Below are 12,578 nucleotides of genomic sequence, written 5' to 3'. Positions count from 1 at the left end.
ACCGCCCGGTGCAAAGCAAGCCGCGTCTGAAGAAGTTGCTGCGTGAACCTGGGGTGCTGGGTTGAGCAATGACTACTCACCCGTTCGCAAGCTCGCTGCAACGGATCAGGTCGATGCGTTCGACTGCGGTGAGAATGCGCTGAACCAGTTCCTGCAGCGCTACGCGCTCGTCAACCAGAAGGCCAACAGCGCGCAGACCTATGTCTGCTGCCAAGGTGGCGTGGTGGTCGGCTTCTACAGCCTGGCCGTTGGTAGCGTCGACCCGGAAGCCGCCCAAATGAGAGTGATGAAGGGGCTGGCGCGCCACCCGGTGCCGGTCATGATCCTGGCCCGGCTCGCCGTGGACAAGGAGCATCAGCGCAAGGGTCTGGGCCAGGCCTTGCTCAAGGACGCCCTGCTGCGCACAGCACAGGCTGCCGACATCGCCGGTATCCGCTGCCTGTTGGTCCATGCCAAAGACGATGCCGCGCGGCAGTGGTACGAATCCTGGGAGTTCGAGCCCAGCCCGACCGATCCGTATCACCTCTTCCTGATGCTCAAGGATCTCAAGGGCATGCTCACATAGCTGTTGTCGATTCCCTCCCGCGCGGCGATCTCCTTCAGTGATTTCGCTTCCCCCGACTCCAGCATGGCCAACCAGCGATGCCCCCTGGCTAGCGCCAACTGGAGCGGCGTCGGTGTCATATCCCACGGCCTCACGGGGGCAGTTTCGCCGTTCGGCAGCGTGACCAGCTTGCGCCCTCGCCCCTGGGCCGCTGGGCGTATCCGCTCCGCTGCCGCGGCTGAACCGCCCCGGGAATCCCAGGGACTCGTTGGTGTGAGTCACGCCGCTGTTGACAGTAAACGGTTTCGGCTTCCACCGGCGGAATGTTGCCGATCGACCCGGGCGGGCGCTTGTGGTTGAACCTGTCCACCCTATCGAGCGTGGCCGGCTCGACCACCTCCAGACGCTTCCAAGCGCGCCGGTGTATGGCTTCGGTTCGGTACAGCCCGTCGATCGTCTGGGCCAAGGCGTTGTCGTCGGAATCACCGACGCTGCTCCAGCTGCGGCCTTGATACGGCGACCGCGGATCCGGGGCGGCGCGCGCCGTCGGCGTCGCCACGCCCCGGCGCAGGAGGCCGCGCGCCGCATTGGGCTGTCGCTACCGGCCTGCTACTCTCTTGCCCTGCCCCGGCAACGGAGGACGCGTCCGGTTGGCGAGGACGGACGTCATCGCCGACTCGAGACCGTACTCAAGCCTGCAACCACCCCGATGGACCACTTCACCCTCTCGGCCTTGCGCGACCGCCACCCCGCCTGGCGGCTTTTGGCCTCGCCGCATGCGCCGCTGGTGGCGAGCTTTCTGCACCGGGTGTTCGTGGCGCCGAATGTGCGCGTGATGAGCGAGGCCGATCTGGCGGAAGCGCTGGAGGACGAGCTGTTCGCCCTGCGCGAGCACTTGGGCCCGGAGGCCTACCCCAAGGGCGCGCTGGAGTATCTCAACGACTGGGCCGCGCCCGACAAGGGCTGGCTGCGCAAGTTCTACAAGCCGGGCACCGATGAAGCCCAGTTCGACCTGACGCCGGCCACCGAGAAGGCCATCGCCTGGCTGGTGTCGCTCACCGAGCGGCCCTTCGTCGGCACCGAGTCGCGCCTGCTGACGCTGTTCGCACTCCTGGAGCAGATCTGCGGCGGCACCGAGGCCGACCCGGTCAAGCGCGTGGCCGAGTTGCGCAAGAAGCGCGAGGAATTGGACGCTGACATCGCCCGCGTGCTGGCCGGCGACGTGCCGCTGCTGGACGACACGGCGGTGAAAGACCGCTTCCTGCAGTTCCAGCAACTGGCGCGCGAGCTGCTGGCCGACTTTCGCGAGGTGGAGCACAACTTCCGTCAGCTTGACCGCAAAGTGCGCGAGAAGATTGCGCTATGGGAAGGCAGCAAGGGCGCGCTCTTGGACGAGATCATGGGCGAGCGCGACGCCATCGGCGACTCCGACCAGGGCCGCAGCTTCCGCGCCTTCTGGGACTTTCTGATGTCCAGCCGACGGCAGGAAGAACTCTCGGAGCGCCTGGACCAGGTGCTCCAGCTTCCCGCCGTGGCGGCACTCAAGCCCGAGCCGCGCACCCGCCGCGTGCATCACGACTGGCTGGAGGCCGGCGAGCACACGCAGCGCACGGTGGCGATGCTCTCGCAGCAGTTGCGCCGCTTTCTGGATGACCGAGCCTTTCTGGAAAACCGCCGCATTCTGGACTTGCTGCACGGCATCGAAAGCAAGGCGCTCAGCCTCCGTGACGCCGTGCCCTCGGGCCTGGTGATGGATATCGACGCCATGGGTGCGGACATCGCCCTGCCGCTGGAGCGGCCGCTGTTCACCCCCAGCGTGAAGCCGCGCCTGGCCGATCTGGCCGTGCTGGCGGGCGAGGATGACATCGACACCGCGCGCCTGTTCGAGCAGATCGTGGTGGACAAGGCGCGCCTGCGCGCCACCGTGCAGGGCGCCTTGCGCCGGCAATCCCAGGTGACGCTGCGCGAGCTGCTGGACGCCGCGCCATTGCAACAGGGGCTGGCCGAGCTGGTGGCCTATCTGGAGCTGGCCCACGCCGGCGACGGGGGAGGCGTGGAGGGCCTGCGCGCCGTGGTGGACGAGGCGGTGATCGAGCCCATCCGCTGGCAGGCGGTCGATGCGGCGGGCGATGGTGTGACCCGCGAAGCGCGCTTGCCGCGCGTCGTCTTCACGCGCTGACGGTTCGGGAATGAGGGAGAGAACACGATGGATGACGGGCTGAACGACACGGACGCGGCGCCGAGCCCGCCCGCTGCGCCGCCCGCCGTGCCCGAGCTGTCACAGCTGATGGTGCAGCTGCTCAAAGGCGTGCTCTACCGCGAGGACGACGAGCACCTGTGGGCCAGCCTCATGCGGCTGCAGGCGCGGGTGCGGGAACAGGCCGCCGTGCTGCTGCTCGATCTGGTGCTGGACGAGGCCGAGGGCCATGCCTTTCTGAAAAGCCGCCCCGACCCGGACGAGTCCGACGGTGCCCCGCGCCTGCCGCGGCTGGTGGCGCGTCGGCCGCTGTCCTACCCGGTGAGCCTGATGCTGGCCTTGCTGCGCAAGCGCCTGGCCGAGTTCGACGCCGGCGGCGGCGACACGCGGCTGGTGCTTTCGCGCGAGGACATCGCCGAACTGATGCGGGTATTCCTGCCCGAGGGCACGAACGAGGCGCGGCTCGTCGACCAGGTGGACGCGACCATCACCAAGGTAGTCGAGCTGGGTTTCCTGCGCCGGCTCAAGCCCGCTGCCGGCAGTACGCAGAACCGAGGGCACTACGAGGTGCGGCGCATCCTCAAGGCCTTTGTCGATGCGCAGTGGCTGGCGGACTTCGACGCGCGCCTGGAAACCTACCGCACGGCCTTGTCCGGCGGTGCCGGCAAGGAGGCGCCGGATGCGTGAGGCGCAGAACCTGGGCCTGGATTTCGTGGCCGACGACAGCCGGGTGGGCTTTCGTCTCGAACGCCTGGAGGTGCTCAACTGGGGTACCTTCGACAAGCGCGTGTGGCGGCTCGATCTGGCGGGCCGCAATGGCCTGCTGACCGGCGACATCGGTTCGGGCAAATCGACTCTGGTCGATGCGATCACCACCTTGCTGGTGCCGGCGCATCGCGTGGCCTACAACAAGGCGGCCGGGGCGGACGCGCGCGAGCGCTCGCTGCGCTCTTATGTGTTGGGCCACTACAAGAGCGAGCGCAACGAGGTCACCGGCACCGCCAAGCCGGTGGCGTTGCGCGATGCGTCGAGCTACTCGGTCATCCTCGGTGTGTTCCGCAATGAAGGTTACGACCAGGTCGTGACGCTGGCCCAGGTGTTCTGGCTGAAAGACGCGCAGGGCCAGCCCGCGCGCCTGTTCGTGGCCGCCGAGCGGGTGCTGGCCATTGCCGAGGACTTCAGCGGTTTTGGCAGCGACATCGGCGCCCTGCGCAAAAAACTGCGCGGCGCAGGCTGTGAGCTGTTCGACAGCTTCCCGCCCTATGGCGCCTGGTTCCGGCGACGCTTCGGCATCGAGCACGAGCAGGCGCTGGAGCTGTTTCACCAGACCGTCTCGATGAAATCGGTGGGCAATCTCACCGACTTCGTGCGCAGTCACATGCTGGAACCCTTCGATGTGGGCAGCCGCATCGAGGCCCTGATCCGCCACTTCGACGACCTGGACCGGGCGCATCAGGCGGTGCTCAAGGCCAGGCGGCAGATGGAAATGCTGACGCCCCTGGTCGAGGACGGCCAGCGCCATCAGGCGCTGGTGGCCGAGATCCAGGGCTGGCGGGAGGCACGCGACCAGTTGCGACCCTATTTCGCCCGCCTCAAGGGCGAGCTGCTGGACCGCCGCCTCGACCTGCTAGCACAGGAGGCGGCGCGGCTGGAGGCGCAGATCGAGCGGCTGGATGCCCAGCGGGAAGCCGAGCGCATCGAGATCGGCCGGCTGGAACGCGCCCTGCGCGACAACGGCGGCGACCGGCTGGAGGAACTGGCGGCGGAGATTCGCCGGCTGGAGCAGGAGAAGGCGCAACGCTTGCTACGCGCCGACCGCTACCGCGACCTGCTGGCCCGCATCGACGAGACGGCGCCGGCGGACGAAGCGGGCTTTATCGCTCAACAGCAAGGGATCACCGCGCGCGCCGAAGAATTGCGCGAACGTATCGTCGAGCTGGACAACCGCGAGCGCGAGGAAGACTTCGCCTTCCGAAAGGGCCGCGAGGAACACGCCGCCCTGAGCGACGAGATCGAGAGCCTCTCGCGACGCAAGAGCAACATCGACACCGCCCAGATCCGCATTCGCGAGGCGCTGTGCGCGGCGCTGGGCATCGCAGAGGACGAACTGCCTTTCGCGGGCGAGCTCCTCCAGGTGCGCGACGACGAGCGCGATTGGCAAGGTGCCGCCGAGCGGCTGCTGCGGGGCTTCGGCTTGTCGCTGCTGGTACCGGAGGCACACTACCCGGCCGTGTCGGACTGGGTGGACCGGCACCATCTGGGCGCCCGGCTGGTGTACTTCCATGTGCGGTCGCGCAAGGCGGCGCAAGGCACGGCGCTGCATCCGCAGTCGCTGGTGAGGAAGCTTCAGATCAAGCCGGACACGCCGCACTACGAATGGCTGGAGCAGGAGCTACGTAGCCGCTTCGACTTCGCCTGCTGCGACACCGGCGAGCAGTTCCGCCGCGAGGCACGCGCCATCACGCGCGCCGGGCAGATCAAGGACCCGAGCGGACGCCACGAGAAGGACGACCGCAGCGCTATCTCCGACCGCAGCCGCTACGTGCTGGGCTGGAGCAATGCCGACAAGCTGCGGGCCTTGCGCGATCAGCGGGCACGTCTGGAGGAAAGACTCGCCACGTTGGGCCAACGCATCGGCGAGATCAACCAGGCGCGCAATGAATTGCGGGGCCGGCTCGATGCACTCAGCAAGCTGGAGGAGTTCACGCGCTTTGCCGACATCGACTGGATGAGCCTGGCCCGCCGTATCGCGGAACTCAGCGAGGAGCGCGCGCGGCTGGAAGCCGCCTCCGACACCCTGCAGGAGCTTGGACGCCAGCTTCAGGCGGCGCAGGAGCGCTTGGGTGAACTGGAAGGCAAGCGCGCCGACGCCCTGGGCAAGCGGGGCGAGGTCAGGAACAAGCGCGAGACGGCGCAGGCGATGCGGGATCAGGCCGACAGCCTGTGGCGCGACGCGCCGCTGACCGACGCCCAGATCGAGCGCCTGGATGGCTGGCGCGCGCAGGCGTTGGGCGAGCATCAGTTGTCGGTCGAGTCCTGCGACAACCGCGAGCAGGAGCTGCGCCAATGGCTGCAGCAGCGCATCGACAACGAGGACAGGCGTCTGGCGCGACTCACCGAGCGCATTGTCAACGCCATGCGCGGCTTCAAGGAGGCGTTCAAGGCCGACACCAGCGAGATGGACGTGGCCCTGGCGGCGCTGCCGGAGTACGAGCGGATGCTCGCCAATCTCAAGAGCGACGACTTGCCGCGCTTTGAAGCACGCTTCAAGGAGCTGCTCAACGTCAATACCATCAACGAAATCGCCAACTTCAACGCCCAGCTCGCCCGTGAGCGCGAGACCATCAAGGAGCGCATCGACTTCATCAACCAGTCGCTGGAGGCCATCGACTACAATCCCGGCCGCTTCATCCGCCTGGTGGCACAGCCCAGCCCCGATGCCGAGATCCGCGACTTCCAGCAGGACTTGCGCGCCTGCACCGAGGGGGCGATGACCGGCGCGACGGACGAGCAGTACTCGGAAACCAAGTTCCTGCAGGTCAAGGCCATCATCGACCGCTTCCGCGGCCGTGAAGGGCTGGCGGACGCCGACCGGCGCTGGACCGCCAAGGTCACCGACGTGCGCAACTGGTTTTTGTTCTCGGCCAGCGAGCGCTGGCGCGCCGATGGTGCCGAGCACGAGCACTACTCGGACTCGGGCGGCAAGTCGGGCGGCCAGAAGGAGAAGCTGGCCTACACCGTGCTGGCCGCAAGCCTGGCCTACCAGTTCGGGCTGGAGTGGGGTGCGGTGCGCTCGCGCAGTTTCCGTTTCGTGGTCATCGACGAGGCCTTCGGGCGCGGCTCGGACGAGTCGGCGCAGTACGGGCTGCGCCTGTTCCAGCAGCTCAACCTGCAGCTGTTGATCGTCACGCCGCTGCAGAAGATCCACATCATCGAGCCCTTCGTGGCCAGCGTCGGCTTCGTGCACAACGAGGACGGGCGCGACTCGCGGCTACGTTGTCTGTCGATCGAGGAATACCGGGCTCACAAGGCTTCTGGAAGTGCGGAAGGCAGGGCCGATGGTGACGCCGCCGGAGGCACCGCAGCACCATGAGCTGGACCACGCCAGCCGATCTGAGCGCCCAGGTCCAACGCTTGTGGGATCGTGGCGAACTGCTGCGGGCAACGGTGAGCGATGCGATGCAATGGCCGCTGCGCCTGAGTTTGAAAGGCCCCTCGGCGGCCGACCTGTCCAACCGCTTCGAGGCCGTGCGTGAGTGGGTGCGCGCTATCGCCGAGACGCCGCTGGTTCGCATCGAATGGCGGGAGTGGCATCACCGCGTGCAGGGCATGCAGCAGCTCCCAGCGGCCGTCTGGCTCGATACCTTGCAAGAGGCCCTGGCCTTGATCGGCAAGACTCGACAGGCGCAGCGCTTCGTGTCGCTCTGGCAGCAGACAGCGGCCGCCCAGCCGGCCCTGCTGGCGTGGCTGTCGCGGCGGCCGCTCCAGGCGCTGGAGCTGGCCGAGCGCTGGGAGCGTCTGCTGGCCGTGGTCGCCTGGCTCAAGGCCCATCCGCGGCCGGGCGTGTATCTGCGTCAGGTCGATGCGCCCGGCGTGGACAGCAAGTTCATCGAAGCCCACCGCGGCGACCTGACCGAGCTGCTGGACCTGGCGCTGCCACCCGAGGCCATCGTGCATGACGCAACCGGCGTGGCGCAGTTCACCCGCCGCTTCGGCTTGCTGGACAAGCCCGTGCGGATTCGCTTTCGTCTGCTCGACCCCTCGCTGCCCAGCCTGCCGGGCTGCCCGTCCTCGCCGCAGAATCTGCCCGACATCACGCTGGACGCCGCGAGCTTCGCGGCGCTCGCGCTTCCCGCCCGGCGCATCTTCATCACCGAGAACGAGATCAACTTCCTCGCCTTCCCGCCGGTGGCAAATGCCATCGTCATCTTTGGTGCGGGTTACGGCTGGGAGGCGCTGGCGCGCGCCGCGTGGCTGCATCGGTGCGAGCTGCACTACTGGGGCGACATCGACACCCACGGATTCGCCATTCTGGACCAGTTACGCGGCTTCTTTCCGCATGCAGAGTCCTTCCTTATGGACCGGGAAACGCTGCTGGCCCATCGCCCGCACTGGGGCGAGGAGCGCGACCCTGCGCGCCACGACCTGGCGCGTCTCACGCCCGAGGAATCGGCCGTCTACGACGACCTCCGATATGACCGCCACCAGCCCCGGCTGCGTCTGGAGCAGGAGCGCGTCGGCTTTGGCTGGTTGTGCGATCGATTGGCGTGCATCCCCTCGGGAACCATGATGGCTCCGCCCTCTTGCTCGTGAGCCCGGGAGGCGCTTTTACACTGGGCAAGCTTCCCGCCACCAGCACCACTCCGGCGCGCCTGGCGCGGCCCTCGTTGTTTCCGTGTCCTCTACCCGTCCGCCGGCACGAAGGCCATCGCGGCGGAGTTGAGGCAGTAGCGCAGGCCGGTGGGCGGCGGGCCGTCGGGGAAGACGTGGCCGAGGTGGCCATCGCAGCGGGCGCAGCGGATTTCGATGCGGACCATGCCGTAACTGGTGTCGCGATATTCGGCGATGTGCTCGGGGTCGAAGGGTCGTGTGAAGCTGGGCCAGCCGGTGCCGGAGTCGAACTTGTCTTCGGCGCGGAACAGCGGCAGGTGGCAGAGGCGGCAGTGGTAGGTGCCGGGGCCCTGGCCGTGCAACAGGCCGCCGCAGAAGGCGCGCTCGGTGCCGTGGTCGAGCAGGATGCGGCGCTCCTCGGGGCTCAGGGCGGCGATAAGCCGCTCGCGGGTCGGCGGGTCCGGCGGAGTCAGGTCGTGACCGCTGGCGGAGATGCGCGGGGCATGATCGCTCATGTGTCGTCGCTCCTGTCGTTGCGCAGACGGTCGCGGAAATGGCGCTGCAGTTTCTCCACTTTCGGTGCGGCGACGTGGACGATGTAGGGCTGGTGTGGGTTCCGCGCGGCGTAGTCCTGGTGGTACGCCTCGGCTTCGTGGAATGCCTGCAGCGGCTCGAGGGTGGTGGCGATGGGCGCGCTGTAGACGCCGGCCGCGTCCAGTTGCGCGATGTAGCGCTCGGCGACGCGGCGTTGTGCGTCGTCGGCGTAGAACACCGCCGAGCGGTACTGCGGGCCGATGTCGTTGCCCTGGCGGTCGCGCTGGGTCGGGTCGTGGGCGACGCCGAAGAACACCTTGAGCAGCTGGCCGTAGCTGATGCGCGCGGGGTCGAAGCGGATCAGCACGGCCTCGGCGTGGCCGGTGCGGCCGCTGCAGACGGCCTCGTAGTTGGCGCTGTCGGCGCTGCCGCCGGCGTAGCCGGAGCGCACGTCGAGCACGCCGTCGAGGCGGCGGTAGACGGCCTCGACACACCAGAAGCAGCCGCCGGCGAGGACGGCCTGTTGCGGCGCGGTGGTGGCGGGGATGTCGATCTGCGGGTCGGGGAGATGGTCGGGGGCGACGCGCAGGGCGGTGCCGGGGAGGTCGCAGTGGGTCATGGCCGTGGTCGGATCGTCGGGGTGTCTTTGGGTCCTTGGACTCAGCGGCTCGGCTGCGCGGAACCGCCACGCCGAGGACGAGCAGGTGCCGGCTGGGAGAGGCTCCCAGGAGCAGCCCATTGCCAAGGAAAGCACGAGCGGGCGAAAGGAAGCGCGAAAACCGTCCCGCCGTTCAGCCGCGGTCAGGCCGCGACACCGTCGTCCAGCAGCGCCTCGGCGTCGGGCGCGCCGACCGGATGTGCCCAGTCGGCCATCAGCGCCAGGTACAGCAGCTTTTCGAACTCGGGGCGGAAGCGGCCGATGACGGCGTCCGGATCGGGCAGCAGGCGGGCGTCGCCGATCAGGCCGAAATGGACGCGGCCGTTGTAGCTGAGGATCGACAGCCCCAGGCCGATCGAGCCGGTCTGAGGCACCCAGAACATCATTTCGCGGATCTCGCTTCCCCCCAGGTAGAGCGGCATCTGCGGACCGGGCACATTGGTGGCGACGGCGGAGGCCTTGCGGCTGAACAGGTCCAGCGCCAACGACTGCACACCGGCCGGCGCCATGCCCACGGCAGCCAGGGCGCCGAAGGTGGCGGCGGCCTGGCGGCCGTTCTTGAGCCGGCGCATGTTGGCCGCCACGCGCTCGAGCCGGCGCACCGGATTGGCCTCGCCCACGGGCAGTTCGAGGAAGACCAGACCGAAATGGTTGCCGAGTTTTTTCGCGTGTTCGAGCGGACGCAGGTTCACCGGCACCGTGGCGCGCAGGGTGAGGCCGTCCACGGCTTCGCCACGGTCGATCAGGTAGCCGCGCAGTGCGCCGGCGGCGGAGGCGAGCAGTACGTCATTGACGGTGCAGCCGCAGGCGCGGCCGACGGCCTTCACCTCCTCCAGTTCGAGCGGCTCGGCCCAGGCCACGCGCTTGCTCACGCCCAGCCGGCCCTTGAGCACGGTCGGCGGATCATCGGACAGGCTGAGCGCGCCGGCCAGTTCGCGCACGATCTCGCTGCCCTCGCGTGCCAGCACCATGCCGAGCGTGGGGTCGCGGTACATCTCCATGCCCTTTTCCAGCACCTTGCCGCCGAGCTTGACGTAGCGGTTGAGCGCGCCGACGCGCTGGGCAACGCGGGCATGGTCGTCCTTGAGCCAGGCACGGCGCAGGTCGCTGCCCTTCTTGGCGCGGCGTTCGGTATCGGTGAGCGAGAGCAGCACCTGCACCAGGGCGATGCCGTCGGCATAGCAGTGGTGGATGCGCGAGATCAGCGCGCTGCCGCCGTCGTAACGCTCGACCAGATGGAACTGCCACAGCGGCTTGGTCTTGTCGAGCGGCGTGGAGGCGAGCTGGCTGACCAGGCGCTCGAGCTCGCGCTTGCCGCCGCGGCCGGGCAACGCGGTCAGACGCACGTGGGCGTCGATGTCGAAGTCGGGGTCCTCTTCCCAGACCGCGCCGGCGGGACCATCCACCGCCTTCTGGCGGAAACGCGGATAGGCGAGAAAGCGTGTCTCGACGAGCTTCTTGAGTCGCGACAGCGTGAGCGGTTCGGCGAGCATCAGCACGCCGGTGATCATCATCAGGTTGGTGGGACGCTCCATGCGCAGCCATGCGGTGTCCACCTTGGACATCGGTTCGCGCCGCAGTCTGACCTTCGCCGGCTTCGCCATCGCCCCGCCCTCCTCTGCGCGGGCAGTGAATCACGCAGCGGCGAAAAACGTCAACGTATCAGCGGATCGCCCGCCAGGCGGCGAGCGCGGCTTCGCGCGAGGCTTTCAGATCCACCAGCGGCGCTTGCGGATAATCCGGCGCGAGCCGGCGAAGCAGCTCGGGATGCTCCCAGGGCGCGTGCACTGCACTGCCGGGCAGCGCCGCCAGTTCGGGCAGCCAGCGGCGGATGTACTTGCCGGCCGGATCGAAGCGCTGCGCTTGCAGCACCGGGTTGAAGACACGGAAATACGGCGCGGCATCGGCGCCGGTGCCGGCGCTCCACTGCCAGCCCTGGGTGTTGTTGGCCAGATCGGCGTCGACCAGCGTGTCCCAGAACCAGCGCGCACCGTGCCGCCAGTGGATGCGCAGGTTCTTGGTGAGGAAGCTGGCGACGATCATCCGTACGCGGTTGTGCATCCAGCCCGTGGCCCACAGCTCGCGCATGCCGGCATCGACGATCGGCACGCCGGTGCGGCCGTGCTGCCAGGCTGCGAGCACGGACGGGTCCGGCTCGACCCAGCCGAACGCATCGAAGCGCGGATCGAAATTGCTGCCTGTGGTGTGCGGGAAATGGTGCAACAGGTGATGCGAGAACTCGCGCCAGCCCAGTTCGCTGAAGTAGTGCTCGATGTCCGGCCGCACGCCGGCCGGCCAGGACTCGCGACGCAGGCGGACGACGATCCGGCGCGGCGAGATCTCGCCGAAGTGCAGGTGCGGCGACAGTCGCGAGGTGCCGATGCGGTCGGGGAAGTCGCGCTGCACCTTGTAGCCGTGCGCGGCACCTTCGACGAAGGCATCGAGCAGTTCCAGCGCGCCGGCCTCGCCCGGTGACCACGCCTCCCAGAAGTGCCGGTCCCAGTCGATCGCGGGACGCAGGCGCAGATCGTCGAGGCGTTCGCCCGCTGCGGCAGGCGGCGCGGGTAGGCGCGCCGGCGCGGGCAGCGGCGGGGGCGTGTCGAGCCATGCGGCGGCCTTGCGCCAGAACGGCGTGAACACGCGGTACGGTCCGTCCTGCCCGGTCATCACCTCCCACGGTTCGCACAGCAGGGCGGCCTTGAAACTCGCCACGTGCAACCCGCGCGCGCGCAGGTGCTGTTTGACCCTGGCATCACGAGCCACGATCGCCGGCTCGTAGAGGCGGTTCCAGAACACCGCCTCGGCGCCGGTGGATGCAACGAGACGATCGAGCGCGACGATGGTGGGGCCACGCACCAGCGTCAGGCGCGAGCCACGCGCACGCAGCGACTGGTCCAGCGCGGCCAGCGAGCGGTGCAGCCAGGCCCGCGAGGCGGCGCCGGGGGGCCATGCCCCCTCCTCTTCCGGCGCGTGGATGTAGACCGGGATGGGCACATGCCCCGCTTCCAGCGCCGCCTGCAGGGCCGGGTTGTCGTCCAGGCGCAGGTCGCGCCGGAACCAGACGATGGCGCTGCCCATCAGCAGGGCGCCGCGCAGGTGCCGCCGGGCAGAGCGGCCCGGCGCGAATCGAGCAATGCGTGCATGGCGCTGAGGCTACGCCAGGCGGGTGTGCAGCGGTCGTGAACCCGGACATCGGGATAGGGGCCTCGGAGAATGCCGCCTCCGAGGACCCCTCCCACACCACCGGACATGCGGGTCCGCATCCGGCGGTTGGCAGGGTTGAGGTTGGCGTGTTTGAGCGCTCCCGACACGCC

The 12,578-nt window shown here is 68.6% G+C and carries 9 protein-coding genes and 1 pseudogene; 5 read left to right on the top strand and 5 right to left on the bottom strand.

Going from position 1 to position 12,578, the window contains the following annotated elements; all coding sequences use genetic code 11:
- Positions 1–61: 61 nt before the first annotated feature.
- Complete coding sequence (locus HNQ58_RS13085; protein ID WP_183949375.1) at positions 62–565, top strand: GNAT family N-acetyltransferase; 504 nt, start codon at positions 62–64, stop codon at positions 563–565.
- Positions 566–695: 130 nt separating this feature from the next.
- Here the strand turns inward: HNQ58_RS13085 and HNQ58_RS13080 are convergent.
- A pseudogene (locus HNQ58_RS13080) lies at positions 696–1,046 on the bottom strand (integrase core domain-containing protein); the annotation flags it as partial.
- Between the two features lie 207 nt (positions 1,047–1,253).
- Here HNQ58_RS13080 and HNQ58_RS13075 point away from each other — a divergent pair.
- Genes HNQ58_RS13075 through HNQ58_RS13060 form a run of 4 tightly spaced genes read left to right on the top strand, consistent with a single transcriptional unit; the run spans position 1,254 to position 8,054 of the window.
- On the top strand, positions 1,254–2,723 hold the full coding sequence (locus HNQ58_RS13075; protein ID WP_183949373.1) for a DUF3375 domain-containing protein: 1,470 nt from the start codon (positions 1,254–1,256) through the stop codon (positions 2,721–2,723).
- Between the two features lie 27 nt (positions 2,724–2,750).
- The gene (locus HNQ58_RS13070) at positions 2,751–3,428 is read left to right on the top strand and encodes a DUF4194 domain-containing protein (protein WP_183949372.1); all 678 of its coding nucleotides are present in this window, start codon (positions 2,751–2,753) and stop codon (positions 3,426–3,428) included.
- On the top strand, positions 3,421–6,834 hold the full coding sequence (locus HNQ58_RS13065; protein ID WP_183949371.1) for an ATP-binding protein: 3,414 nt from the start codon (positions 3,421–3,423) through the stop codon (positions 6,832–6,834). Before HNQ58_RS13070 ends, HNQ58_RS13065 begins: the two co-directional genes overlap by 8 nt.
- The gene (locus HNQ58_RS13060; RefSeq protein WP_183949370.1) at positions 6,831–8,054 is read left to right on the top strand and encodes a DUF3322 domain-containing protein; all 1,224 of its coding nucleotides are present in this window, start codon (positions 6,831–6,833) and stop codon (positions 8,052–8,054) included. The genes HNQ58_RS13065 and HNQ58_RS13060 overlap by 4 nt, the downstream gene beginning before the upstream one ends.
- Before the next feature lie 89 nt (positions 8,055–8,143).
- Here HNQ58_RS13060 and msrB read toward each other — a convergent pair whose 3' ends face one another.
- From msrB to HNQ58_RS13040, 4 genes are all read right to left on the bottom strand, one after another.
- Positions 8,144–8,587, bottom strand: a complete 444-nt coding sequence (gene msrB / locus HNQ58_RS13055; RefSeq protein ID WP_183949369.1) for a peptide-methionine (R)-S-oxide reductase MsrB — start codon at positions 8,585–8,587, stop codon at positions 8,144–8,146.
- Positions 8,584–9,225 (bottom strand): peptide-methionine (S)-S-oxide reductase MsrA, encoded by a 642-nt coding sequence (msrA, locus tag HNQ58_RS13050; RefSeq protein ID WP_183949368.1) that lies wholly within the window; start codon positions 9,223–9,225, stop codon positions 8,584–8,586. Before msrA ends, msrB begins: the two co-directional genes overlap by 4 nt.
- Before the next feature lie 182 nt (positions 9,226–9,407).
- Positions 9,408–10,868, bottom strand: coding sequence for a WS/DGAT/MGAT family O-acyltransferase (locus HNQ58_RS13045; protein WP_221301303.1), 1,461 nt, complete (start codon positions 10,866–10,868; stop codon positions 9,408–9,410).
- A 58-nt stretch (positions 10,869–10,926) separates the two neighbouring features.
- On the bottom strand, positions 10,927–12,342 hold the full coding sequence (locus tag HNQ58_RS13040) for a cryptochrome/photolyase family protein (RefSeq protein WP_183949367.1): 1,416 nt from the start codon (positions 12,340–12,342) through the stop codon (positions 10,927–10,929).
- Positions 12,343–12,578: the final 236 nt, after the last annotated feature.

The sequence above is a fragment of the Rehaibacterium terrae genome, assembly GCF_014202935.1.
Taxonomy (GTDB): domain Bacteria; phylum Pseudomonadota; class Gammaproteobacteria; order Xanthomonadales; family Xanthomonadaceae; genus Rehaibacterium; species Rehaibacterium terrae.
This window is presented reverse-complemented; position numbering and strand designations above follow the sequence as displayed.

Excerpts from the sequence above, each read along its gene's own strand:
- HNQ58_RS13045 (WP_221301303.1), bottom strand. The coding sequence starts at position 10,868 with ATGGCGAAGCCGGCGAAGGTCAGACTGCGGCGCGAACCGATGTCCAAG.
- HNQ58_RS13070 (WP_183949372.1), top strand. The coding sequence starts at position 2,751 with ATGGATGACGGGCTGAACGACACGGACGCGGCGCCGAGCCCGCCCGCT.
- HNQ58_RS13060 (WP_183949370.1), top strand. The coding sequence starts at position 6,831 with ATGAGCTGGACCACGCCAGCCGATCTGAGCGCCCAGGTCCAACGCTTG.
- HNQ58_RS13065 (WP_183949371.1), top strand. The coding sequence starts at position 3,421 with ATGCGTGAGGCGCAGAACCTGGGCCTGGATTTCGTGGCCGACGACAGC.
- HNQ58_RS13040 (WP_183949367.1), bottom strand. The coding sequence starts at position 12,342 with ATGGGCAGCGCCATCGTCTGGTTCCGGCGCGACCTGCGCCTGGACGAC.
- msrA (WP_183949368.1), bottom strand. The coding sequence starts at position 9,225 with ATGACCCACTGCGACCTCCCCGGCACCGCCCTGCGCGTCGCCCCCGAC.
- msrB (WP_183949369.1), bottom strand. The coding sequence starts at position 8,587 with ATGAGCGATCATGCCCCGCGCATCTCCGCCAGCGGTCACGACCTGACT.
- HNQ58_RS13075 (WP_183949373.1), top strand. The coding sequence starts at position 1,254 with ATGGACCACTTCACCCTCTCGGCCTTGCGCGACCGCCACCCCGCCTGG.